The sequence below is a fragment of the Flavivirga algicola genome, from assembly GCF_012910715.1.
Lineage (GTDB): Bacteria > Bacteroidota > Bacteroidia > Flavobacteriales > Flavobacteriaceae > Flavivirga > Flavivirga algicola.
Genome location: NZ_JABBHF010000007.1, coordinates 234,540 through 256,466 on the forward strand (window position 1 = coordinate 234,540; position 21,927 = coordinate 256,466).

Here is a 21,927-nt window from a genome sequence, read left to right on the forward strand (position 1 = left end):
TTAGGGTAATTTAATTCAAATTAATAATAGTTTTATAAAGATTAAAATTTCACCAATACTTGAGTTCCTATAAAACGCGGTAATCCTGCAACAAAAGTAGGTATTTGAAAAGCTGAAGCCGTATTGCCGCCATCTATAATATATTTTTTGTTAAATAAGTTTGTTGCAAAAAAGTTTAGTTCGTATTTCTTAGAAAAAATAAAACCAGCCTTAATGTTTAATAGTCCGTAACCGCTTTGCGAAATTTCAGATTTATTATCAGGCTCAAAAAAAACTTTTGATTGATAACTGTAATTTGGTCGTATATAATAATCTAGATTATCAATAAGTGCTTGTTGGAAGTTAATTCCTAGAGAATAAGTGTGTTTGGGGGTTAGTATAAACTTATTCCCAGCATATTGCTGTGGGTAGCCATTTTTGTCATTGTCATCAATAAAAGCATCTATGTAGGCATAATTCGCAAAAAAATGCGTTTTCTTGCCCCAGAAATATGACACTGAGGTTTCAATACCTATAGATGTCGCACGTCCACTATCTTCGGGAGTAGTTTTTAAATTACCATCTTCGCTTAATTGTGTTACAGGCGTCCTAAAATTGTTGTATTTGTAATGATACAAACTAGCATCTATTTGGAGCTTATTGGTAAACCAAAGTGTTTTTACGCCGGCTTCATAAGACCATACGGTTTCATCTGATAATTCATTTACTCCTTTATCAGTAATCAATAAAGCGTGAGGCCTACGGCCACGCGACATGATTCCAAAAATAGTGATGTTATTATTGAGTTCATAAGTTGCACCCAATTCTCCTACTGCCGAAATATAATTTTTATGAGTGCTCATAAAACCATTAGTCGGAACAAATAAGTTATTAGGACTGGCGTTATCGGGTAGTAAACTTCCTAAGATAGCAGGTTTTTTAGCTTCAAAAATTTCTACTCCCGAATTAAAATTTTCCCAAGTGGCCCGTAATCCAAAGTTCAATGTGAGCTTTGGAGCTAGTCTATAAAATAAATCACCAAAAAGATCTCCAGAATTATTACGTGCGCGATTAAAACTCGTTTCAGAATTAAAATCATTCAATGAATTAAAAGATCCCGGGCCTAATAAAAAAAATAAAGGATTATCTGGAGTTATGAATGTTGGAATCCCATTAACAGTTAGTTGACTTGGGTTTGTAAAAAGGATAGCAGCACTTTTCTCATTAGTTTCCAAAGTGAGTTGCTGTTGTCCATTTTCATGAAAATAATTTGCCCCTATAGAAGCCTTTACTTTTTGATTAACATAATTGAACCTAATCCCCGTATTTATTTGTTCTTGTTCTACTTCGGTTCTAAAAAATAATGTTGGAGCAGCCGTTCCATCAATATCGGAAGCTTCGTTAACATCAAATTTTCGATAAGATAGGTTCATTTCCACATCCCAATTGGGGTTTATATTATAATTTGCTAATCCCGTTATACCCAAAATGGTTCTTTTTACACCTAAGTTAGTGCCCCGATCTAAATCAGCAAATGTATGTGCTTGAGTATCTCCATCCATAGGAGCTAAAACGCCACTTTTATACCCAATTCCAGAAGGTGTATCATTTTGCCAATTAATACTAAAATCTATATGCGAGTTGTCTTTTCTTAAAGGGAAACGAAGTGAACTTCGTAAAGCTAATGTCTCTGTGCCATTAAGCTGCCCGCCAGATAAATTTTCTACGTATCCGTCTCTTTTAGTGTATATTCCTGATACACGCGCAAATATTTTATCTTTTAATAATATTGTATTGGCATAACCATCTAAAGTGACTAAATTGTAGTTTCCTGTGCCTAGTTTTAACGTACCTGAATGCTCGTTTTTTGCTTTATTCGAAGTAATATTCACCGCGCCTATTTGGACTGCTCGATTAAAAAGTGATACCTGAGGGCCTTTAAAAACACCTATGCTTTCAACATCAAACAATGCTACTGAAGCACCACTGAAACTACTTATAGGAACTTGATCTTGAAAAATTGAAACGCGTGAAGGGATTCTAGAATCGGCACTTTCGTTTCCAATACCACGAATAACAATATTGGAATTGTTAGGGCTAATGGTTTGCGATTGTAATCCAGGCACAAAAACAGAAATTTGGTCGTATTGTATAAGGTCGAATGCTTTTAAAAATTCACCAGATTGCAAACTCATAGCGCTAGACTTATAATTAGTTAAACTAGTACTGGCAATAAGCAAAACCTCATTTAATTTGTTAGCTTTTTTTTTCAATTTAATTTGTAAGTTTTCTTTTGTCTTTTTTAAAAGAAGCTCTATGTTTTGAGTTATATAATCTGGTGCATTGATATTAATGGTATAATGCCCTTCTTCTAAATTATTAAAAATAAAAGTGCCTCTATGGTTTGTTTTTACTGTTTTATTAGTAGGTAAAAGTGTCACATTTACATTCCTAATAGGTGTATTGGTTTCGTTAAAAAGGATTCCAATAATACTTTTTGATTGTGCCTGACTTGTTACTGAAATAATAAATAAAATGAGGACTAAGTAATTTCTCTTCATGTAAATTAAAAACAATTGCTATGATTTTGTGAATAAAGTAAGATTGGAATATCCATGAAATTTTGCCAAAAGTAAATATTAAAAAATATAAAGAATCAAAAATGACTCAAATCGTCAATTTTTGATTCAAATGGTTGTTGGCTTGACTTAAATGGTATTATTTATGGCGCAAATAGAGGTTTTATTACATATAGATTTGTACCACAATCTTAAAATTTAACCTAATTATGAAAAGAACATTACTTTGTTTATTAATAATTGTATTAGTAACATTTGGAACTACAAACGCTCAAAACCATGTATGGGCAACAACATTAGACGAAGACTCAGGAAAGTCTATAAAAATTGATGCATTAAATAATGTATACACTATTGGAATAACTCAAGCGGGACCAGGAACAGATAGAGGTGTTTTTATAAGAAAGCAAGATGCTAATGGTCTACAGCTTTGGATAAAATACATAAATGGTACTGGTGATGATCAACCATTAGCTTTAGCACTAGATAATAATGCCAATGTATTAGTTACTGGCTACTTCAATTTTCAAGTAGATTTTGACCCAGGCTCAGGTGTATTTAATATGTCGGCATCCGCAAGAAATCAAAATGCCTTTATTTTAAAATTGGATACCCATGGAGATTTTATTTGGGCAAGACAGATCAATGGTCCATCAGGAGATTTTGGAAGAGGAATAACAGCCGATGGGGCAGGAAATGTTTACACCACAGGCTTCTTTAAAGGTACAGTAGATTTCGATCCAGGTGCTGGTACAACAAACTTAACGGCTAATGGAACAAATCCCAATACATCAGATATTTTTATTCAGAAATTAAATGCAGCAGGAGATTTTGTTTGGGCTGTGAACATGGGAGCAGGAAATAATGATGAAGGTATGGCTATAAAAACAGATACATCGGGTAATGTATATACTACTGGGTATTTTGATGGAACAGTCGATTTTAATCCAGATCCAGATCCAACTACAGGGGTATATAATTTAAGTGCTGGAAGTAGTAGAAATGCATTTATTCAAAAATTAGACAGCTCTGGTAATTTTATCTGGGCAAAGGCTTTTTTAAGCTCATCTGGACAGGTTTATACTTTAGCCATGGATGTAGATGGATCAGAGAATGTATATACCACAGGTTACTTTAAATCCACGGTAGATTTTAATCCAGGAACAGGAACATTCAATATGTCTTCATTTGGAGGAGGAAATGATATTTTTGTTACAAAATTGGACGCTGCTGGAGATTTTGTATGGGCAAAACATATGGGTAGAGCTGGTAGTGATGTAGGTAGAGGTATTGCTGTAGATAATTCGGGTAATGTTTATACAACAGGTAGTTTTGGAGACACATGCGATTTCGATCCAGGTGCAGGTACGGAAAATTTAACTCCAGCTGGAAGTTTGGATATTTTTATTCAAAAATTAGATGCAATAGGAGATTACGAATGGGCAATAAGAGTTGGAGAGGTTTTAAATGATGTACCATTAGCTATCGAAGTAAAGGGGAATAATATTTATACCACAGGTTATTATGAAGGTACTGTAGATTTCGACCCAAGCACAGGAGTTGCAAACTTATCTTCTATGACTTCTCGCGACGCTTTTACTCATAAATTGGAGATTGTAAATTGTACAGTCAATATTCCAGATGCAAATTTTAAAAGCTACTTAGTAGGTGATACAGCCATAAACACCAATGGAGATACAGAAATACAGTGTAGTGAAGCGAATGCTTATACAGGATGGATTTCGGTTGCGAATAGAAATATTTCAGATTTAACTGGTATAGAGTCTTTTGTTAATATTACCAAGTTGTTTTGTAATGGTAACTCATTAACAAGTCTAAATTTAACATTAAATCCCTTATTAGATCAAATGAATGCCAATGATAATAATTTAGTTGAATTAAATATTTCCAGCGGCGGTAATACTAATATGGGATCGGGCTGGTTTAGTGCGGGTAACAATCCTAATCTTACATGTATTCAAGTAGATAATGTAGCATATAGTAATACGAATTGGATGTCTGGCATTGATGCTCAAACCAGTTTTAATACCAACTGTCCGCTTCCTTGTACAGTCAATATTCCAGATGCAAACTTTAAAAGCTATTTAGTAGGCAACACTTCAATAAATACCAATGGTGATTCGGAAATACAGTGCAGTGAAGCCAGTGCTTTTACGGGAAGAATAAATTGTTCTAGTCGATCTATTTCCGATTTAACAGGAATAGAGGCTTTTACCGCTTTAACAGAATTAATATGTAATGACAATCAATTAACGGCTTTAGATATTTCTGCTAATACAGCTCTTACAGAGGTATGGTGTTATAACAATCAAATTGCATCTTTAGATATTTCTTCAAATACAGCACTAGGCACATTATTTACACAAAACAATGCGCTTACAACTATAAATACGAATGGAGCTTCGAGTTTGTTTAACTTAGATTGTAGTAAGAATCAATTAACAAGTTTGGATGTGTCAAACAATGCGGCATTACAATTTTTACGCTGTTTTGAAAATCAATTAACAAGTTTAGATGTGTCATTGAATCCCACATTGGTTACGTTAAATTGTGCTGATAATCAATTAACATCATTAAATGTAGCAAACGGCAATAATAATAATATGACGGGACCGAATCGATTTAATGCTCATATTAATCCAAACTTGACTTGTGTTACTATAGACAATGGTTTTACAGTTCCTTCCACTTGGGCTGCAGGTAGTCAAACCAATTTTAGTACAAGTTGTACTTTGGGCTTGGATGACTATGTACTAGAAAACATTACCATGTATCCTAACCCAGTAACAAGTATTTTAATAGTGCAGTTAGAAGAAGGTTTAGAAAGAATAGAAGTGTATACTGTGCGAGGGCAAAAGGTAATGGAGAACCATAAAAAGCAAGTGGACGTATCAAACCTTTCAACAGGACTATATCTGCTAAAAATATATACGAACTCGGGTAAAGTAGGTGTAAAACGCTTTATAAAAAATTAAATCCCAATGATTAAATAGCAGGTCGGGTGAGCCTTATGGCGAGCTCGGCTTTTAATTTACTAATCTAAAAATTTAACCCATTATATTATGAAAACAAAATTATTACTATTATTTGTATTACTAGGGCTGGGAGGAATTGCTCAAAATGAAATTAAGCATCAAACCGAACAACTAGACCTGATTAATAAGGGAGAATATATCGCTTATTTTACGAAACAAAATGGATCGAGTGAATATGAAGGCGGGCTGGATAAGCTCATATATAAATTAACGAAATTACAAGATTATAGAATTCAACCTGGAGCACATAAAGAAGTTTATATGGTCTTTGCAGGCAGTGCAGATCACCCTGAGAGACATAAAGAAACTATGTTTTTACCAGATAATGAAGCGTTTCCCATAACCTATGTTCAAAAGGTATTTGAAGGCAATAAGGACATGCAGGATGAAATAGGATTTGCCCCTCGAATTAATCGTCTAACGGATGGAAACCGTCTTGTTTTTCTCGAAGGTAAGATTTACGCCATAAAAGATTGGAAAGACAAAGATAATTATAAACTGGTTTCCGTTTTAGAGCATCAAACAAAAAAGATGGGCGGTTTAAAAAAGATGAAAGAAGTCATGCGTTCTCCTAAAAAAATGAAAGCGATGCAGCCGCATGAAACTCTTCAGAAATATTTAGATAACGCATTTGAAAAACAACAGACGGTATATGACCAATGGATGAAAAAACCACAAAACGCGGCTATTGTTGAAAATACCGAAAGCATACGAAAATTAACAATTGATGCTATTAATAAGCAAAGAGCAGATTGGAGAAACTCAGATGAATACAGACGTATTAAAGAGCGCAACCAGAGTTTTGCTCAAAGCGATCTTGAAAATCGAGTTACCATAAGAAACAATTCAGGAAAAGATATCTACATCTATGCCGAAGGGTCAAGCAACGGATCTCGTGTTTCAATTAGTGGAAATGGCACATTTAGTTGTAAAAAAAATCAATACTATAGTTTTAACGGTAATTCGTCTGCGGCTAATGCGACAAAAATTGCCAGTGCTAATCAAAGTTGTGGTCAGACCATAACAGTGAATTAGAACATTTCACAAGGTTAAACATGTTAAAGCAAGAACTGAGGAGTTTATTGTATTTAATTATTGAGATAGCTCCTGGAAGAAAAACTTCTGGGAGTACTCAAAACCTAGATTAGTTTGAATAACTCAATTAAAATTATGTTTATAAAAATGAAGCAAATTATTTTAGTATGGTTGGTTTGTAGTAGTAGTGTTGGCTTCTCACAAGAAAAGTTGCCAGATCAAAGTATAAATGGAACTTATCACTTATTATTTGCTGAGCAGGGTAGCGAAACTAAAACAAAGTTATTCCAATTTGGTGAGAATAATGGAGTAAAATTATTGGCTATAGCGGCCTGTGAAAAATGTATTCCAGCAATTTATACCTATCAACCAGAGGCCAGTAAAAAACTTGGTGTACGTGTATTTCTTAATAATTTGGGATTGTACGTTATTGGTTATGATGAAGAAAGCTTTATAATTGTATTGGTCAAAAATAAGCTTGGTAACGGTGTATGGAACGATTTTTCATTTAGTAACTTCTACAGTAAAAATAAGGGGCTAGTCAAAAGTATGACTAAGGAAAAAATAAAAGCTTATGCTATTAGTCTTTCAAAAAAGTGAAAAAGCTTATTTTATTCTAAAGTTTATCTTTATCTGGGCTTAAATTACTGCCAAAAATTAACAAGTAATAAAAACCAGCCCATCACCAAAAGTAAACCACCTAGAGGAGTTATAGGTCCTAGAAACCGAAGTTTCTTTCCTTTGGCACTGGATAAAATCAATCCGTAAATACTAAAAGAAAATAAAAGAATCCCTATCGTGAAACACCAATAAATAGAAGATGTTATAGTGTTGGAATTAAATCCTAGGATAAGCAAAACAATAGCATGATACATTTGATATTTCACCCCTGTTTCAAAACTCTTTAGTTGTTCATCTGATAGAACTTTCTTAAGCAAATGGGCACCGAAAGCACCAAAAATAACAGATAGCATACCAAATACAGAAGCCGTAGTAATAACAATTTGTTGCGTCATAAGTACTAATTTTTAAAAACCACTGGAATGATTTCACCAGGTGCTAAGCAATATTTTTTTACGTCAGCTTCAGAAAGTGTTGAGGTATAATCAACTTCTTCAACCTTAAAACCAATACTGCGGAGTTTATCAAAATAGTCGCGACCGTATACACGTACGTGATCATACTGCCCAAATATTTTTGCACGCTCTTTTTTATCTGTAATAGTGTTATCCTCAAATGTTTTTTCTCTTGCTAAGTCTTGCGGAATTTGAAAAATACCCATGCCGCCAACTTTTAAAACTCGATACAGTTCTTGCATGGCTTTTGTATCGTCTGGAATATGTTCTAAAACATGATTACAAAAAATAATATCGAATTCATCATTTTTAAATGGCAAGCTACAAATATCGGCTTTTACATCTGCCAAAGGAGAATTTAAATCGGTTGTTACATAATCAAGATTTTTCATCTTTCTAAAGCGTTTACAAAATGCCTGTTCTGGAGCGAAGTGTAGCACTTTTTTTGTGGCTGTAAAGAAATCAGTTTCGTTTTGTAAGTATAGCCATAGTAACCGATGACGTTCTAAAGATAATGTAGAAGGGGATAGTACATTATTGCGTTGTTTACCATAACCATAAGGTAAAAAGCTTTTGAACCCCTTGTTGTCTATAGGGTCGGTATATGTATTACCTTTTAAAAAGAATGCTAAAACAGGACGGATAATATAGCTTAACCTGATGAGTAAAGGTCTTGGGATAGTGTTTAATATAATTTTGAAGGCTTTTTTCAAGATATTTCACTGAATTTTTTTGACACGAATTTCACGAATTTTCACGAATGATTATAGTACAATTCTTTTATATTTTAAGCTGTCTTCTCCAAAATTAATAAGAATACCGAGTTTCAGTTTTGAAACAGCCAGATAATTTAATGTTTGTTTTACGTTAGCGGGGGAGAGGCACCCAATAGCTTTTATTTCTAAGACAATTTTATCGAAAATAATGAAATCTGCTTTGTATTTGTGCGGTAAGATGTTGCCTTTATAATTTATATCGAATTTTTTTTCTCTTGAATAATCTATTCCATTGTCTATAAATTCAATTTCTAATGCATCAGCATAAACAACCTCATTAAAACCTTTTCCTAATTGATTATGCACTTCCATACAAATGCCAATTATTTTATAGGCTTCATCTTTATGGATAATTTGAGTCATTAAAATATTGGATTATTAAGTATAGGATAAGATTCGTGAAAATTCGTGAAATTAGTGTCAAAAAACTAAATTACTAAAGCCTTCTGACGGAACTCATCCTCTTCCTTACTCTCAATACCTAAGGCTTCATGTACATAAGCAAACGTAGATAGTATTTCGGGTTTTCCGTCTACAAGTGCCACGTCATGTTCAAAATGCACACTAGGTTTCCCATCTTGCGTAACAATAGTCCAACCGTCTTTTAATTGTCTTACTTTATGAGTGCCTCCATTTATCATAGGCTCTATGGCTACTACCATACCCTCAACAAATTTTTTACCACGACCTCTACGACCATAATTTGGCATTTCTGGATCTTCATGCATCTTTCTGCCTAATCCATGACCAACCAATTCTCTAACGACACCATAACCGTGGCTTTCGCAATGTTTTTGTATAGCATAACCAACATCGCCCACGCGATTATTTGCTTTGAATTCTCTAATACCAATATAAAGCGATTCTTTGGTTACCTGTATAAGCTTTTTTGTTTCAGGATCTACATCACCAATTTCAAAAGTATACGCATGATCTCCGTAAAACTCGTTCATTAACGCGCCACAGTCAATAGAGACAATATCACCATTTTTTAAAGGGGTATTTGTAGGTAAACCATGCACCACAGCTTCGTTTACGCTACAAAGCAAAGTTGATGGGCAGTCGTATAACCCTAAAAAACCTGGTAAAGCACCTTGATCTCTTATAAATTCTTCAGCAAGTTTATCAAGCTGCATAGTGGTAACGCCTTCCTTAACTTCTTTGGCAAGCATGCCAAGCGTTTTGGAAACTATCAATGCACTTTTGCGCATCAATTCAATTTCTTCTTTTGTTTTTACTACAATCATGTCTAAAAAAATAATGGCAAAGATACTTAAAATTAAGTATTAATATTTTTTTGCTAATATGACTTTTGACATTTTTTAAAAGGCTGTAAATGAATAAATTTATATACTAAAATGAAATAAAATGTATAAAGTTGTTAGTGCTGAAGAGGCTGTTAAGGTGATTAAAAGCAACCATCGGGTTTATATTCAGGCAGCCGCGGCAGCTCCACAGTTATTAATGAATGCCATGACAGAGCGGCACGAGGAATTAAGAAATGTTGAGGTTTGCCATTTACATGTTGAAGGAAAGGCAGGTTATGCCAATCCTGAGCTTAGCGACAGCTTTCATGTTAACTCATTTTTTATAGGAGATAATGTACGTCATACATTAACCTCTGGTAACGGCTCTTACACACCCGTTTTTCTAAGTGAGCTGCCATTATTGTTTAAGCGGAATATTTTACCATTAGACGTTGCATTAATTCATGTGTCTGTTCCAGATAAGCATGGCTATTGTTCATTAGGGGTTTCGGTAGAAGCTACCTTGGCAGCCATAGATAACGCCAAAATTGTTATTGCCCAGATAAACGAACAAATGCCAAGAACACATGGAGATGGTATTATCCATAGCACAGAAATAGATTTATTTGTTGAATGTAATGTTCCCATACCTGCTCATGCTTATGGAAACCCATCGGTTATTGAAAATAAAATAGGTGACTATGTTGCAAGTTTAATTGAAGACAAGAGCACTTTACAAATGGGAATAGGCACTATTCCCAATGCGGTATTATCTCGTTTAACTAACCATAAGGATTTAGGTTTACATACTGAAATGTTTTCTGATGGGGTTATTGATCTTATTATGAATGACGTGATTAATGGAAATTTTAAAGGGGTAAATCCAGGGCGAGCGCTAGCTACATTTTTAATAGGGTCTAAACGGTTGTATGATTATGTTGATGATAATCCGTTTGTAGAAATGCGTGCTTCAGATTATGTAAATGATGTGTCTATTATTAAACAAAACCCTAGAATGGTAGCTATTAACTCTGCTATTGAGGTAGATTTAACAGGACAAGTATGTGCTGACTCTATTGGAGCTAAAATGTATTCTGGTGTAGGTGGGCAAATGGATTATATTAGAGGCGCATCATTAAGCCATGAAGGGAAAGCTATTATAGCCTTGCCCTCGATTACAAAGAAAGGTATTAGTAGAATAGTTCCGTCTTTAAAACCAGGGGCTGGCGTGGTTACAACAAGAGCACATGTGCATCATGTTGTTACCGAATATGGCATAGCTAATTTATATGGTAAAACAATAAAAGAACGCGTTAAAGCTTTGGTGGATATTGCTCACCCAGACCATAGAGCGTCAATCGATAAAACGTATTATCAATTAATTTAATAACACACTATTTAAGAAAACTAAGAAAGCCCTTTTTTTTGGGAATTTCAGGAGGTTTTGTGTTTGTGAGTATTTGGTATATTTCTCCCCAGCCTAAAAAACCGCCTATATTTCTATCGTCAATAAATAAATCGGCATTAATCTTTCTGCTTACATCATTGGTATACTCTTCTTCTGGGAAACTATTATTTACAGCATAGAAATGGATACCATGATCTTCACAAAATTTAACGGCTTGATTTAATCGTTCACCAGATCTGTAAGTCCACAAAATAAGTCGGTGCCCATCGTCTTGTAGCTTTTTTAAAGTTTCAAAAGCAAATAGGATGGGCTTCCCTATTTTAGGATATGCGTCTTCAACAATAGTTCCATCAAAATCTATTGCAATAACGAGTTGGTTGTTAAAATTCATTTTAAGCTATAAACTTGGGTTTACAACAAAAGTACAACAATTTATTTTTTGTTTATTTATACCAGAGCATGTTGCGTCATAGATTCTGGCTGTTCAACCCCCATTAGCTTTAAAATAGTAGGTGCCATATCGCCTAAAATACCATCTTCAATAGTCTTTAATTCCTTATCGATTAAAATAACAGGAACAGGGTTTGTAGTATGTGCTGTATTTGGTGAACCGTCAGGGTTTATCATGGTTTCACAATTTCCATGATCGGCTATAAGCAATGTAGAATAACCATTTTCTAAAGCTGTTGTGATAACATCTTCGACACATTTATCTACTGCTTCACAAGCTTTTATGGCAGCTTCCATAACTCCTGTATGTCCTACCATATCACCATTAGCAAAGTTTAAACAAACAAAATCAACCTCACCTTTTTCAAGCTCAGGAATCAAAGCATCACGTAGTTCATAAGCACTCATTTCAGGTTTCAAGTCGTATGTAGCTACTTTTGGAGAGTTTCTTAAAATACGTGTTTCTCCATTAAAAGGTTCTTCGCGTCCCCCCGAGAAAAAGAATGTTACATGCGGATATTTTTCTGTTTCAGCGATACGAATTTGCTTTTTGTTATTTTTTTCTAAAACTTCACCTAGTGTTTCAGATAAATTCTCTTTATTGAATATAACATTTACATTTTTATATGTTTCATCATAATTTGTAAGTGTTACATAATGCAAATTCAATTTGTGCATGTTTTGTTCATGAAAATCGGTTTGCGATAAAGCTTCAGTTAGTTCCCTTCCACGATCTGTTCTAAAGTTAAAAAAGATAACGACGTCACCCTCCTTGATTTTAGTTTGAGGGTTACCAGCTTCATCAACCATAATTATTGGTTTGATAAACTCATCGGTAATATCATTATTATAGCTTTTTTGAACAGTCTCTGTAACATTAGTAGATTTTTCCCCATGACCATTAACCATAGCATCATAAGCTAATTTTACACGCTCCCAACGCTTGTCTCTATCCATAGCATAGTAACGGCCAGTAACAGTTGCTAATTTGCTATTTGTTTTCTCTAAATGACTTTCCAGTTCGGTAAGAAAACCATAACCCGATTTTGGATCTACATCACGGCCATCTGTAAATGCATGGACAAAGGTTTGGGTTAAGCCAAAATCGTTAGCAGCTTCCAATAGTTCAAATAAATGATTAATATGAGAATGCACTCCACCATCACTTAATAACCCTAAAAAATGAACATCTTTATTATTGGTTTTGGCGTAATTAAATGCGTCTACCAATACTTTTTCGTTATTTAATGTTTTGTTTTTAACAGCCAAGTTAACTTTTACCAAATCCTGGTAAACAATACGTCCTGCACCAAGATTCATATGTCCCACTTCACTATTTCCCATTTGGCCTTCTGGTAAACCAACGTGTAAACCATCAGTTCTTAAGGTAGCAAACGGGTATTTTTTGTAAAGTGAATCTATATAAGATGTATTTGCATGATCGATAGCAGAAACTTTAGGGTCTGGGGAATTCCCCCAGCCATCAAGTATCATTAAGATAACTTTCTTGTTCATTTTTGTTAAAATTTTAATAAGAAGCAAAGATAAAGAAGTTAAATAAAAGAATACACAAATAACCTTTCAAATACTAGAGTTTTCAGGGCTTTTTCGAGGTTTATAAAAAAAGAATCATTCAGTTAATTATTTGTGAAAAAAAAGTTAAAAATGTGTTATTTATTGTTTTTTGTGTAACAGTTTAAAATTAATATCGTCTCTTTAATATATCAAAAAACGAAAAATCATAAATCAAATTAAATCTTTCATCATGAAAAAATCAGTCATTATTACCGCCATTGCATTGTGTTTCTCTCTGGTAACTGTCAATGCTAAAACTGCTACAGAAAACATTAATATGACGCCTGTTGAGTTTGAATTTAAAGTGAACTCATTTTGTGTTTCAATTGCTAAAGGAGATTTAGAAACTGTTAAGAAACTTATTGACAGAGGAGCAGATGTAAATGAAATGTCTAATGGAATGACCCCAATCATGTATGCTGCCAAATTTAACAGAACAGATATTTTAAAACTTTTAATAGCTAAAGGAGCTAACTTAAAAGCAAAATCTGCTAAAAAAATGACAGCACTGAAATATGCTGAATTGCACGGAGCCACAGACGCTGCTGCAATTATAAAAGATGCGTTAGCGAAAGTAAAAGCAAAAAGGAAAAAATAATTATAGAATAAATAGTTATTTTGAGTTAGTCACTCTTAAAAAGCCTTGATTTTCAAGGCTTTTTTGTTTTATTGATTTCTGTATTTTTCTATAGCCTCTTGAATTTTTTCAATTCTGTTATCGGGGTCTGGATGTGTACTTTGGAATTCTGGAACACGATTAGGACCAGCAGCGGCTTTTAAAATTTCCATAACACCAATCATTTCTTCAGGATTATAACCAGCCTTAATCATAAAAAGCACACCAAGCTCATCACTTTCCAATTCATCATCCCTTCCATTGGTGAGCAACGTGTTTCGACCAATACCACTTACTAAGCCACCCATATCAGCTCCAACCGAGCCTGCTGTTGCCAAACCTTGCCAATATTCACTTTCTGCTATTCTTTCTGCGCTATGACGGCCTAGAACATGACCAATTTCATGACCTAAAACTCCAGCTAATTGGTCTTCGTTTTTTAGTTTAGAAAATAAAGCATGGGTTATAAATACTTGTCCTCCAGGTAATGCAAAAGCATTAATAGTGTTTGGGTCTGCTAATAAATGAAATTCGTATTGATAAGGCGTTTCTTTGGCGATGCTGTTATTAACCAATTTATTGCCAACGTTATCAACCATAGCCTGATATTGATTATTGGGATGTAGACCACCATGTTGTTGCTTCATTTGAGGCGCGCTTTGTAAGCCAATAGCAATTTCCTTATCTGGCGTCATAGATATAGTTTGTGTCCTCCCTGTATATGGATTCACTTCTCGTTGACTACACCTTTTAATAACAAAGAACAAGGCAATGGCTGCACCTATTAGTAAACGGACTTTAAGATTTTTTCCTCTCATCTTTTTAAGTTTATTGCAATTAAAAATATAAAATTTTTAAGCACTAAGTCAACTCATTTAAAAATTATTATAAGTCTAAGTATAAAATCAACTAGTTATTAGACACTAAACTTTATTAAAAGTCACTGGAGTAATTATAGAAATAAAATTAATTTTGAGCATTCATTTATAAAAAACTATTAGATGGCTTTCATGTTTAAAATTATAGAAAAAGAAAATATAAATACTGTGATTCCTTTAGTACAAAAACTAAATAACAATAAAATTTCTTATGAAGTTTTAGAACAGCGTTTTTCCGAAATGGTTACTCAAAATTATGAATGTGCAGTAATATATAATGGTGATAAGTTAATAGGTGTTACGGGTTTATGGTTTTGTACCAGACACTATTCAGGAAGAAGTGTAGAGCCAGATCATGTTTATATTGATGATGGCTATAGAGGTATGGGGTTAGGAAAACAGTTTTTTGAATGGATTTATAATTATATTAAAGCAAAGGGATATGAGGCTGTAGAATTGAATACCTATGTAACTAATGCTCCGTCACATAAGTTTTATTTTAATGAAGGTTTTAAAATTTTAGGATATCATTTTTTAAAAAAGATATAACTTTTTCTTGCAAATAAGTTAACAGTTTGTATATATTTGCACCATAAAACGCGGGAGTAGCTCAGTTGGTAGAGCGTCAGCCTTCCAAGCTGAATGTCGCCAGTTCGAACCTGGTCTCCCGCTCTAAAAGCTTCATATAAATATGAGGCTTTTTTTATGCCTAATATTTTATCGATGTTATTACCCTAAGGTGAGAAGTTTATCTTGAGCGTAGTCGAAAGGAACCTGGTCTCCCGCTCTAAAAGCTTCATATAAATACGAGGCTTTTTTTATACCTAATATTTCATCGATGTTATTACCCTAAGGTGAGAAGTTTATCTTGAGCGTAGTCGAAAGGAACTTGGTCTACTGTCCTTTTATTTCAAATGGCTTAGATCTGTTCCAGAATCTACTTCATAGGGAAGTTTGTTGTATTCAAAAACACGTGCAGTTAAAGCTCCCTTCAATATAATAGAATTATTGTTTACTTCTAGCCAGCTCCCTTCCCGTAAGCCGATAACGGGTTGAGTATTAAAATTATGAAATTCTTTTATTCTGGTTTCTCGGGTTTCACCCATATGCTTACTGTTTTTATCTGGGTCTAAATAATGTGGGTTAATATTAAAAGGAACAAAACCTAAGGCTTTAAAACTGGGAGGGTACACGATAGGCATATCGTTAGTTGTTTTTATAGTTAGCCCACAAATATTACTGCCAGCACTAGTTCCTAAATATGGTGTTCCTTTTTTTATGGCTGATTGCAAGGGGACTATTAAATCGTTTTTGTAAAGCTGGTTGGTTAAAACAAATGTATTGCCACCTCCAATAAAAATAGCCTTGGCTTTTTTAACAGCTTCTACAGGGTTTTTATAGGTGTGGATACCAGTCACATTTTTATTGATTTTATAAAAGGCAACACGTACTGTTCTAGTATAGTCATCGTGGGATATACCACTTGGTCTGGCATAAGGAATAAACAATATCTCTTCAATCCCTTTAAAAAAAGTAGATAGATTATCTAAAATATAATCTAAATAACCACTTCCGTGAATTGTTGAAGTACTCGCAATTATTATATTTTTCATAATAAACATTTTCAAAGTAAAACTAACCATTATACAATTAATATTAATATTATGTATAAGAAATTTTTATGGGTTTAGGTATTGAAAAGTCTAATAAAAATGTTATTTTAATAAAAAAAATAATATGAAAAAAACCATTTTCTTTTTTGCGCTACTATCCACAATACACGTTTTGTCTCAAAACATTAAACGTGTAAAGGTTAACGGAAAAATAATAGTTGAAAGCAGTGATATTTCTGGTATAACCATTTTTAATGTGTCATCAAACAAAGGAACTGTTACTAATGAAAATGGAGAATTTAAATTGAAGGTCGGTTTAGATGATTTAATTGAGGTGAGCGCATTGCAATATCAAAATCTTAATTTTAAAATTAATGAAGCTATTATGCAGTCTAAAACAATGAAGCTTTTTTTAATTGAAGAAGTTTATAAGTTGGAAGAGATTGTTGTGTCGACAAAAGGATTGTCGGGAAATTTAAAAACAGATATAGAAAATACCGATATTTTTAGACCTAAATTAGATGCACTGTATTTCGGAATTAAACATAGTGATGATTTCAATTTTAAGGATGATTACAAGTCTAAGGCCAAGAACATCACATTGAATTCCGAGAATCAAACCATGATTAACGGACTTAATATAGTAAATGTAGTTGATCAATTATTACTGCCGTTGTTTAGATCTGAAGTTACTGATAAAAAGAAATCTGGTATTCCAGATGTCCCTGTTGAATCAATAAAGTATTATTTTGGATCGGAGTTCTTAACTGATAATTTTAATATCCCAAGCCATCGCGTGGAAGAGTTTATAAGGTTTGTTGAAAGTAAAGACTTTGATTTTTCACTACTCAACTATGGAAAAGAAATGGAATTTCTTGAATTATTGAATAAAAAAAGCGTTGACTTTTTAAGCTTGAATGAGAAAAAACAGTAAGTTCAATAACACTTTTTAAGTTTTAAGTATGTTTTAACAAAAGTTTAAAATGGTTTTTCAATTTATTTAAGATTTGAAAGGCGTTCTTTATACTTAAATTTGACCAACTTGAAACGTGTATTAACTGCTTTTGTATTCCTTTTTTTATCACTTTGCGTAGACGGACAGTCAATTAGCAGGGTAAAAGTAAAAGGGATTATTCTTTCCTCTAGTAATGATGTTGAAGCAGTAACAATTTTCAATACGTCATCTAATAAAGGTGCGATCACTAATGAAAAGGGCGAATTCGTTATTAAAGTGACGTTGCGCGATGTCATTGAAATTTCAGCTTTACAATTTCAAACCGTTTCAGTTACTATAGATGAAGACGTTGTTAAAACAAAGCAGTTAAAAATACAATTGGTAGAGCAAGTTAACCAATTAGATGCAGTAACGCTTTCGTCTGGTCTTACAGGTAATATATTAACAGATGTCGCAAATGTAAAAACTGTTGACCCTATACGTATCGATATGGGGAATATGGATGCCGTTTTTGAATATAACGATGTCAAAGCATTTGATAACGATGTTGTTGAAAATCATTTAAAATCTGTAATTAATCCTGAAGCACGTAATTATCTTCCTGATGCTGTAAAAATTATTGAATTATTATTTAAAAGAGACCTATCTATTAAAATAGATCGACCTAAAGGACAAGTAAAAGATAGGGCAGAAGTAAAAAAGTTATTAGACGTTTATAGTCGCAAGTATATAAGCAAAACTTTTAGTATCCCATTAGCACATGTTGTTACCTTTGTTGCTTTTGCGGAAGAAAGGGGGATAGCTCCAGAGCTATTTAAGCGTGAAAATGAAATGCGGCTTATTGAGTTTTTAATAAAACAGAGTGAATCGTTTTTAAAACTTCAAGATGTTAAAAATTAAGGGTTTTATAGTAATATTTGTTTTGTTTCCTTTTCAAACAATTTTATCTCAATCTGTTGAAATATTTGGAAAGGTTCAAAGTAATTCTGGAATAGAGAATATTCATGTCATTAACAAAACAGCTCAGGTTTTTACCATAACAAATAAAACAGGCGAGTTTAGAATTAATGTTGCTTTAAATGATTCTTTGGTATTTTCATCTGTCCAACATCAATTTAAGGAAGTTGTTATTTCGAGTAATATTATTTCAACTAAAATACTTCTGGTAAAATTAGATGAACAAATTAACGAACTAGATGAAGTTGTTGTGGGGAAGGTCCTAACAGGAGATTTACTTAAAGATATAGCTAATGTAGAAGGTGATCCTCCTATTAATTTTTATGACGTAGGCATACCAGGTTATACAGGTAGAATAGCTACACAAAGTGAACGGCGTTTAAGCGAAGCGGGTGTGTTTAAACCGCAAATGTTATTAGGGCTGTTGGGAGGAGGTGTGCCTTTAAACCCTATATTAAATGGTATTTCGGGGCGAACAAAAATGTTAAAAAACCGCGTCATGATTGAAAGAAAAGAATCGTTGATAAACACCATAAAAACGAGATTGTCAAAAGATTTTTTTGCTTCAAACCCATTGGATGAAGACTTAAGAATGGATTTTTTCTATTTCTGTGCTGATGATGAAAATTTTATCAAGTATTGCAAAAACGAAACCGATTTTAAAATACTAATTTTTTTAAGGCATAAGTACAAACAGTATACTGAAAATTTAGAGATTGCAAACGACTAATCTCCTTTTGGAATACTTTTTGAAACATGATTTAATAACAATTAGGGACAAACTCATGGTGCTAAAATAATTACCTTAGCAAAAAATATTTAGATGAAATTTATTAAAACATTTTTATTTTTTTTAGTAATTCCGCTATTTGCATTTACAAGCCTGCATAAGTATTATGTCAGTGTTACTCAAATTAATTTTATAGAAGAGAAGCAATCGGTACAAATAACGACAAGGATTTTTATTGACGATTTTGAAAATTTATTACGTCATCGCTATGATGAATCTATTACATTGGCCATAGAAGATGAACCAAAAACTATAGATAACTACATTGATAGTTATTTAAAGGAAAGCATAAAAGTCAAGATTAACAATGAAGAAGCCCATCTTAATTTTATAGGAAAAAAATACGATCAGGATATTATGCGCTGCTATTTAGAAATAGAAGGTATTCACAGCATTGAATCTTTTGAAATTACCAATAAAGTATTATTCGATTTATTCAAAGAGCAACAAAATATAGTAAAGACAAAAATTTACTCCAAACAAAAAAGTTTCATACATATTCCAGAAAAGGACAATACATTGTTAAAGTTTAATTAAAAGTAAGTTAAAACTGAGTTAAAACGTTTTAGAATTCATTATTTTCGAATGTTTTTTGTGATAAAAAATCAATAATTATTGCTTAATCACTAAATTCATTAAACAAAATATAAAAATTGACAATGAAAAAACTCAAGTACTATTTCCTTTCTTTGGCTTTTGTTTCGACCAGTATTTTTGCACAAGAACAAGAAAAGGCAAAACCCCAAGGTCACACAGACCAGAACAAATTTAGGCAAATGAAAGATGTGTTGCCTACACCAAACGACACCAGAACAGCTTCTGGTGCACCTGGTCACCAATACACACAACAAAAAGTCGATTATATAATGGATATTCGTTTAGATGAATCTAAAAATCAGATTTATGGAAACGAAAAAATAACATATCATAACAATTCCAAAGATTATTTGGAGTATTTATGGGTGCAGCTTGACCAAAATATGAGAGCTAAAGATTCCAAAACCCCAGATATCGCAACGGAATCTTTTGATAGTCCTCTAAATGGCCCAAAAAGCTTTACGAAAGCAAATTTAAAGAAGCCTTTTGATGGTGGTTTTAATATCGATTATGTAAAAAATGCTGATGGTACAGATTTGCCTTTTATGATAAATCAAACCATGATGCGAATTAATTTGTCTAAACCATTAGCTCCGGGAGGCGTGTTTAAGTTTCAAATTAAGTGGTGGTATAATGTCAATAATCATATTCTTGATGGTGGGCGGTCTGGTTACGAGGCATTTCCAGATGGAAACAGTACCTATGTCATTGCGCAGTTCTATCCCAGACTCTGTGTTTACGATAATGTTGAAGGCTGGCAAAATATGCAATTTTGGGGACGTAGTGAATTTGCTCTGGAATTTGGGGATTTTGATGTTAAACTAACAGTACCAGCAGATCATAAATTAGAAGCAACTGGAGTATTACAAAATGAAAAAGATGTATTAACAAAAGAACAACTTAAACGTTTTGAGTTGGCTAAAAAATCATTCAAGGATCCAGTATTTATTGTCACACAAGAAGAAGCTGAAAAAGCAGAAAAAGAAAGAAGTTCAAAAACGAAAACATGGCATTTTAAGGCCAAAAATGTCAGGGATTTTGCTTTTGCTACTTCTAGGAAGTTTTTATGGGATGCCATGGCGGTAGATATCAATGGAAAAACTGTCATGGCAATTTCGTTGTACTCAAAAGAGGGAAATCCACTTTGGGAAGAACATTCAACAAGAGTTGTGGCAAATACATTAGAAGAATATTCTAAACTTACTTTTGATTATCCTTATAATAAGGCGGTCTCTGTACATGCACAGATGGGAATGGAATATCCTATGATTTGTTTTAACTATGGAAGGCCAAATCCTGATGGAACTTATTCAGAGCGGCTTAAAAGAGGTATGATAGGTGTGATCACCCATGAAGTCGGTCATAACTTTTTTCCAATGATCGTTAATAGTGATGAACGTCAATGGACATGGATGGATGAAGGATTAAACTCATTTGTGGAAACATTGGCAGAATTAGATTATGATCCTAATTTCATAACAGGTAATTTACCTAAAGATATGGTGCCGTATATGGGAGGAGACCAGAGCTATATTTCTCCAATTATGTCCCAAGGAGATTATGTACATCAATTTGGACCTAATGCTTATGCGAAACCAGCAGCAGGACTATATATGTTAAGGCATACTATTATGGGACCAGAATTATTTGATTATGCTTTTAGGACATACTCAAAAAGATGGATGTTTAAACACCCAACACCAGCAGATTTTTTTAGAAGCATGGAAGATGCCTCTGCCATGGATTTGGATTGGTTTTGGAGAGGATGGTTTTATACTACAGACTATACCGATATTGGCGTTAAACAGGTTAAGAGTTACTATTTAACTGATAAGCCAACTGAAAAAGCGAAGGAAGTTGCTAAACTAAATAATTTTAATCTAGATGATTATAAAGGCAAGCTGATTTATTATGCAGAAGCCAAAGAAGGAGTCATTCCACAGGATGCCAAGAACCCTTCAGATTTTGATGTTTTAAATGAGCATTTAAATAGTTTAGATGATGAAGAAAAATCGCGGTTAGGTGATGCACCAAAATATTTTTATGAAGTAACTTTTGAAAAACCAGGTGGGTTGGTAATGCCTATAATTTTGGAATTAACTTATGAAGATGGCACAAAAGAGAGAAAAACATTCCCAGCACAAATATGGAGGTATAATGAAAATGAAGTAAAAAAAGTTTTTAAAACCCAAAAAGCGATTACTAATTTGGAAATAGATCCTGATTTAGAGACTGCCGATGTGGATACATCAAACAATTCATGGCCCAAAAAAGTACAGCAAAGTGATTTTGACCAATTTAAAGAAAAGGTTAAAGGATAAAAATATTTGAATTAAAAGC

Annotated in this window: 20 protein-coding genes and 1 tRNA gene; 12 read left to right on the plus strand and 9 right to left on the minus strand. The window is 33.3% G+C overall.

Annotation, left to right across the window (positions count from 1 at the left end):
* Nucleotides 1-41 precede the first annotated feature (41 nt).
* Nucleotides 42-2,540: a TonB-dependent receptor gene (locus HHX25_RS13515; RefSeq protein ID WP_169674475.1), complete on the minus strand. Its 2,499-nt coding sequence runs from the start codon at nt 2,538-2,540 to the stop codon at nt 42-44.
* 227 nt (nt 2,541-2,767) lie between these two features.
* On the opposite strand from HHX25_RS13515, the gene HHX25_RS13520 reads away from it, so the two are divergent.
* The 3 genes from HHX25_RS13520 (at nt 2,768) to HHX25_RS13530 (ending at nt 7,249) form a co-directional block, all read left to right on the plus strand.
* Nucleotides 2,768-5,554: an SBBP repeat-containing protein gene (locus HHX25_RS13520; RefSeq protein ID WP_169674478.1), complete on the plus strand. Its 2,787-nt coding sequence runs from the start codon at nt 2,768-2,770 to the stop codon at nt 5,552-5,554.
* Nucleotides 5,555-5,641: 87 nt separating this feature from the next.
* Complete coding sequence (locus HHX25_RS13525; RefSeq protein WP_169674481.1) at nt 5,642-6,649, plus strand: hypothetical protein; 1,008 nt, start codon at nt 5,642-5,644, stop codon at nt 6,647-6,649.
* Between the two features lie 147 nt (nt 6,650-6,796).
* Nucleotides 6,797-7,249 carry a hypothetical protein gene (locus HHX25_RS13530; RefSeq protein WP_169674485.1) on the plus strand — a complete coding sequence of 151 codons (453 nt, stop codon included), beginning with the start codon at nt 6,797-6,799 and terminating at the stop codon, nt 7,247-7,249.
* Nucleotides 7,250-7,293: 44 nt separating this feature from the next.
* Here HHX25_RS13530 and HHX25_RS13535 read toward each other — a convergent pair whose 3' ends face one another.
* The 4 genes from HHX25_RS13535 to map form a co-directional block, all read right to left on the minus strand.
* Nucleotides 7,294-7,665 carry a DUF423 domain-containing protein gene (locus HHX25_RS13535; protein WP_169674488.1) on the minus strand — a complete coding sequence of 124 codons (372 nt, stop codon included), beginning with the start codon at nt 7,663-7,665 and terminating at the stop codon, nt 7,294-7,296.
* Nucleotides 7,666-7,670: 5 nt separating this feature from the next.
* Complete coding sequence (locus tag HHX25_RS13540; RefSeq protein ID WP_169674491.1) at nt 7,671-8,438, minus strand: class I SAM-dependent methyltransferase; 768 nt, start codon at nt 8,436-8,438, stop codon at nt 7,671-7,673.
* Between the two features lie 51 nt (nt 8,439-8,489).
* Complete coding sequence (locus HHX25_RS13545) at nt 8,490-8,864, minus strand: GxxExxY protein (RefSeq protein WP_169674494.1); 375 nt, start codon at nt 8,862-8,864, stop codon at nt 8,490-8,492.
* Between the two features lie 65 nt (nt 8,865-8,929).
* Nucleotides 8,930-9,748 carry a type I methionyl aminopeptidase gene (gene map / locus HHX25_RS13550; protein WP_169674498.1) on the minus strand — a complete coding sequence of 273 codons (819 nt, stop codon included), beginning with the start codon at nt 9,746-9,748 and terminating at the stop codon, nt 8,930-8,932.
* A gap of 121 nt (nt 9,749-9,869) precedes the next feature.
* On the opposite strand from map, the gene HHX25_RS13555 reads away from it, so the two are divergent.
* Nucleotides 9,870-11,135 (plus strand): acetyl-CoA hydrolase/transferase family protein, encoded by a 1,266-nt coding sequence (locus HHX25_RS13555; RefSeq protein WP_169674502.1) that lies wholly within the window; start codon nt 9,870-9,872, stop codon nt 11,133-11,135.
* A gap of 7 nt (nt 11,136-11,142) precedes the next feature.
* On the opposite strand, the gene HHX25_RS13560 is transcribed toward HHX25_RS13555, so the two are convergent.
* A complete protein-coding gene (locus HHX25_RS13560; RefSeq protein ID WP_169674505.1) occupies nt 11,143-11,547 on the minus strand; it encodes a BT0820 family HAD-type phosphatase in 405 nt (134 codons plus the stop codon).
* Between the two features lie 56 nt (nt 11,548-11,603).
* A complete protein-coding gene (gene gpmI, locus HHX25_RS13565) occupies nt 11,604-13,121 on the minus strand; it encodes a 2,3-bisphosphoglycerate-independent phosphoglycerate mutase (RefSeq protein WP_169674508.1) in 1,518 nt (505 codons plus the stop codon).
* Between the two features lie 250 nt (nt 13,122-13,371).
* On the opposite strand from gpmI, the gene HHX25_RS13570 reads away from it, so the two are divergent.
* Nucleotides 13,372-13,779 (plus strand): ankyrin repeat domain-containing protein, encoded by a 408-nt coding sequence (locus HHX25_RS13570; RefSeq protein WP_169674511.1) that lies wholly within the window; start codon nt 13,372-13,374, stop codon nt 13,777-13,779.
* A 68-nt stretch (nt 13,780-13,847) separates the two neighbouring features.
* Here the strand turns inward: HHX25_RS13570 and HHX25_RS13575 are convergent, their stop codons facing one another.
* Nucleotides 13,848-14,615 carry a M48 family metalloprotease gene (locus tag HHX25_RS13575; RefSeq protein ID WP_169674514.1) on the minus strand — a complete coding sequence of 256 codons (768 nt, stop codon included), beginning with the start codon at nt 14,613-14,615 and terminating at the stop codon, nt 13,848-13,850.
* A gap of 192 nt (nt 14,616-14,807) precedes the next feature.
* Here HHX25_RS13575 and HHX25_RS13580 point away from each other — a divergent pair, with 192 nt between their 5' ends.
* Together HHX25_RS13580 and HHX25_RS13585 are read left to right on the plus strand one after the other, a co-directional pair.
* A complete protein-coding gene (locus tag HHX25_RS13580; protein WP_317169090.1) occupies nt 14,808-15,224 on the plus strand; it encodes a GNAT family N-acetyltransferase in 417 nt (138 codons plus the stop codon).
* A 50-nt stretch (nt 15,225-15,274) separates the two neighbouring features.
* A tRNA-Gly gene (locus tag HHX25_RS13585) sits at nt 15,275-15,347 on the plus strand.
* Nucleotides 15,348-15,580: 233 nt separating this feature from the next.
* Here the strand turns inward: HHX25_RS13585 and pepE are convergent.
* Nucleotides 15,581-16,288 carry a dipeptidase PepE gene (pepE, locus tag HHX25_RS13590; protein ID WP_169674521.1) on the minus strand — a complete coding sequence of 236 codons (708 nt, stop codon included), beginning with the start codon at nt 16,286-16,288 and terminating at the stop codon, nt 15,581-15,583.
* A gap of 124 nt (nt 16,289-16,412) precedes the next feature.
* Between pepE and HHX25_RS13595 the strand changes: the two genes are divergently transcribed.
* The 5 genes from HHX25_RS13595 to HHX25_RS13615 all read left to right on the plus strand — a co-directional run bounded on the left by HHX25_RS13595 (nt 16,413) and on the right by HHX25_RS13615 (nt 21,908).
* The gene (locus HHX25_RS13595; RefSeq protein ID WP_169674524.1) at nt 16,413-17,222 is read left to right on the plus strand and encodes a carboxypeptidase-like regulatory domain-containing protein; all 810 of its coding nucleotides are present in this window, start codon (nt 16,413-16,415) and stop codon (nt 17,220-17,222) included.
* Between the two features lie 108 nt (nt 17,223-17,330).
* Nucleotides 17,331-18,143 (plus strand): carboxypeptidase-like regulatory domain-containing protein, encoded by an 813-nt coding sequence (locus HHX25_RS13600; RefSeq protein WP_169674527.1) that lies wholly within the window; start codon nt 17,331-17,333, stop codon nt 18,141-18,143.
* Nucleotides 18,130-18,930: a hypothetical protein gene (locus tag HHX25_RS13605; protein ID WP_169674530.1), complete on the plus strand. Its 801-nt coding sequence runs from the start codon at nt 18,130-18,132 to the stop codon at nt 18,928-18,930. Before HHX25_RS13600 ends, HHX25_RS13605 begins: the two co-directional genes overlap by 14 nt.
* 93 nt (nt 18,931-19,023) lie before the next feature.
* A complete protein-coding gene (locus HHX25_RS13610) occupies nt 19,024-19,527 on the plus strand; it encodes a DUF6702 family protein (protein ID WP_169674533.1) in 504 nt (167 codons plus the stop codon).
* A gap of 122 nt (nt 19,528-19,649) precedes the next feature.
* Nucleotides 19,650-21,908: a M1 family metallopeptidase gene (locus tag HHX25_RS13615; RefSeq protein WP_169674536.1), complete on the plus strand. Its 2,259-nt coding sequence runs from the start codon at nt 19,650-19,652 to the stop codon at nt 21,906-21,908.
* Nucleotides 21,909-21,927 lie beyond the last annotated feature (19 nt).

Bases quoted from the DNA above. Each gene is read 5' to 3' on its own strand.
- HHX25_RS13515 (WP_169674475.1), bottom strand. From the start codon at position 2,540: ATGAAGAGAAATTACTTAGTCCTCATTTTATTTATTATTTCAGTAACA.
- HHX25_RS13520 (WP_169674478.1), top strand. From the start codon at position 2,768: ATGAAAAGAACATTACTTTGTTTATTAATAATTGTATTAGTAACATTT.
- HHX25_RS13525 (WP_169674481.1), top strand. From the start codon at position 5,642: ATGAAAACAAAATTATTACTATTATTTGTATTACTAGGGCTGGGAGGA.
- HHX25_RS13530 (WP_169674485.1), top strand. From the start codon at position 6,797: ATGAAGCAAATTATTTTAGTATGGTTGGTTTGTAGTAGTAGTGTTGGC.
- HHX25_RS13535 (WP_169674488.1), bottom strand. From the start codon at position 7,665: ATGACGCAACAAATTGTTATTACTACGGCTTCTGTATTTGGTATGCTA.
- HHX25_RS13545 (WP_169674494.1), bottom strand. From the start codon at position 8,864: ATGACTCAAATTATCCATAAAGATGAAGCCTATAAAATAATTGGCATT.
- map (WP_169674498.1), bottom strand. From the start codon at position 9,748: ATGATTGTAGTAAAAACAAAAGAAGAAATTGAATTGATGCGCAAAAGT.
- HHX25_RS13555 (WP_169674502.1), top strand. From the start codon at position 9,870: ATGTATAAAGTTGTTAGTGCTGAAGAGGCTGTTAAGGTGATTAAAAGC.
- HHX25_RS13560 (WP_169674505.1), bottom strand. From the start codon at position 11,547: ATGAATTTTAACAACCAACTCGTTATTGCAATAGATTTTGATGGAACT.
- gpmI (WP_169674508.1), bottom strand. From the start codon at position 13,121: ATGAACAAGAAAGTTATCTTAATGATACTTGATGGCTGGGGGAATTCC.
- HHX25_RS13570 (WP_169674511.1), top strand. From the start codon at position 13,372: ATGAAAAAATCAGTCATTATTACCGCCATTGCATTGTGTTTCTCTCTG.
- HHX25_RS13575 (WP_169674514.1), bottom strand. From the start codon at position 14,615: ATGAGAGGAAAAAATCTTAAAGTCCGTTTACTAATAGGTGCAGCCATT.
- HHX25_RS13580 (WP_317169090.1), top strand. From the start codon at position 14,808: ATGTTTAAAATTATAGAAAAAGAAAATATAAATACTGTGATTCCTTTA.
- pepE (WP_169674521.1), bottom strand. From the start codon at position 16,288: ATGAAAAATATAATAATTGCGAGTACTTCAACAATTCACGGAAGTGGT.
- HHX25_RS13595 (WP_169674524.1), top strand. From the start codon at position 16,413: ATGAAAAAAACCATTTTCTTTTTTGCGCTACTATCCACAATACACGTT.
- HHX25_RS13605 (WP_169674530.1), top strand. From the start codon at position 18,130: ATGTTAAAAATTAAGGGTTTTATAGTAATATTTGTTTTGTTTCCTTTT.
- HHX25_RS13610 (WP_169674533.1), top strand. From the start codon at position 19,024: ATGAAATTTATTAAAACATTTTTATTTTTTTTAGTAATTCCGCTATTT.
- HHX25_RS13615 (WP_169674536.1), top strand. From the start codon at position 19,650: ATGAAAAAACTCAAGTACTATTTCCTTTCTTTGGCTTTTGTTTCGACC.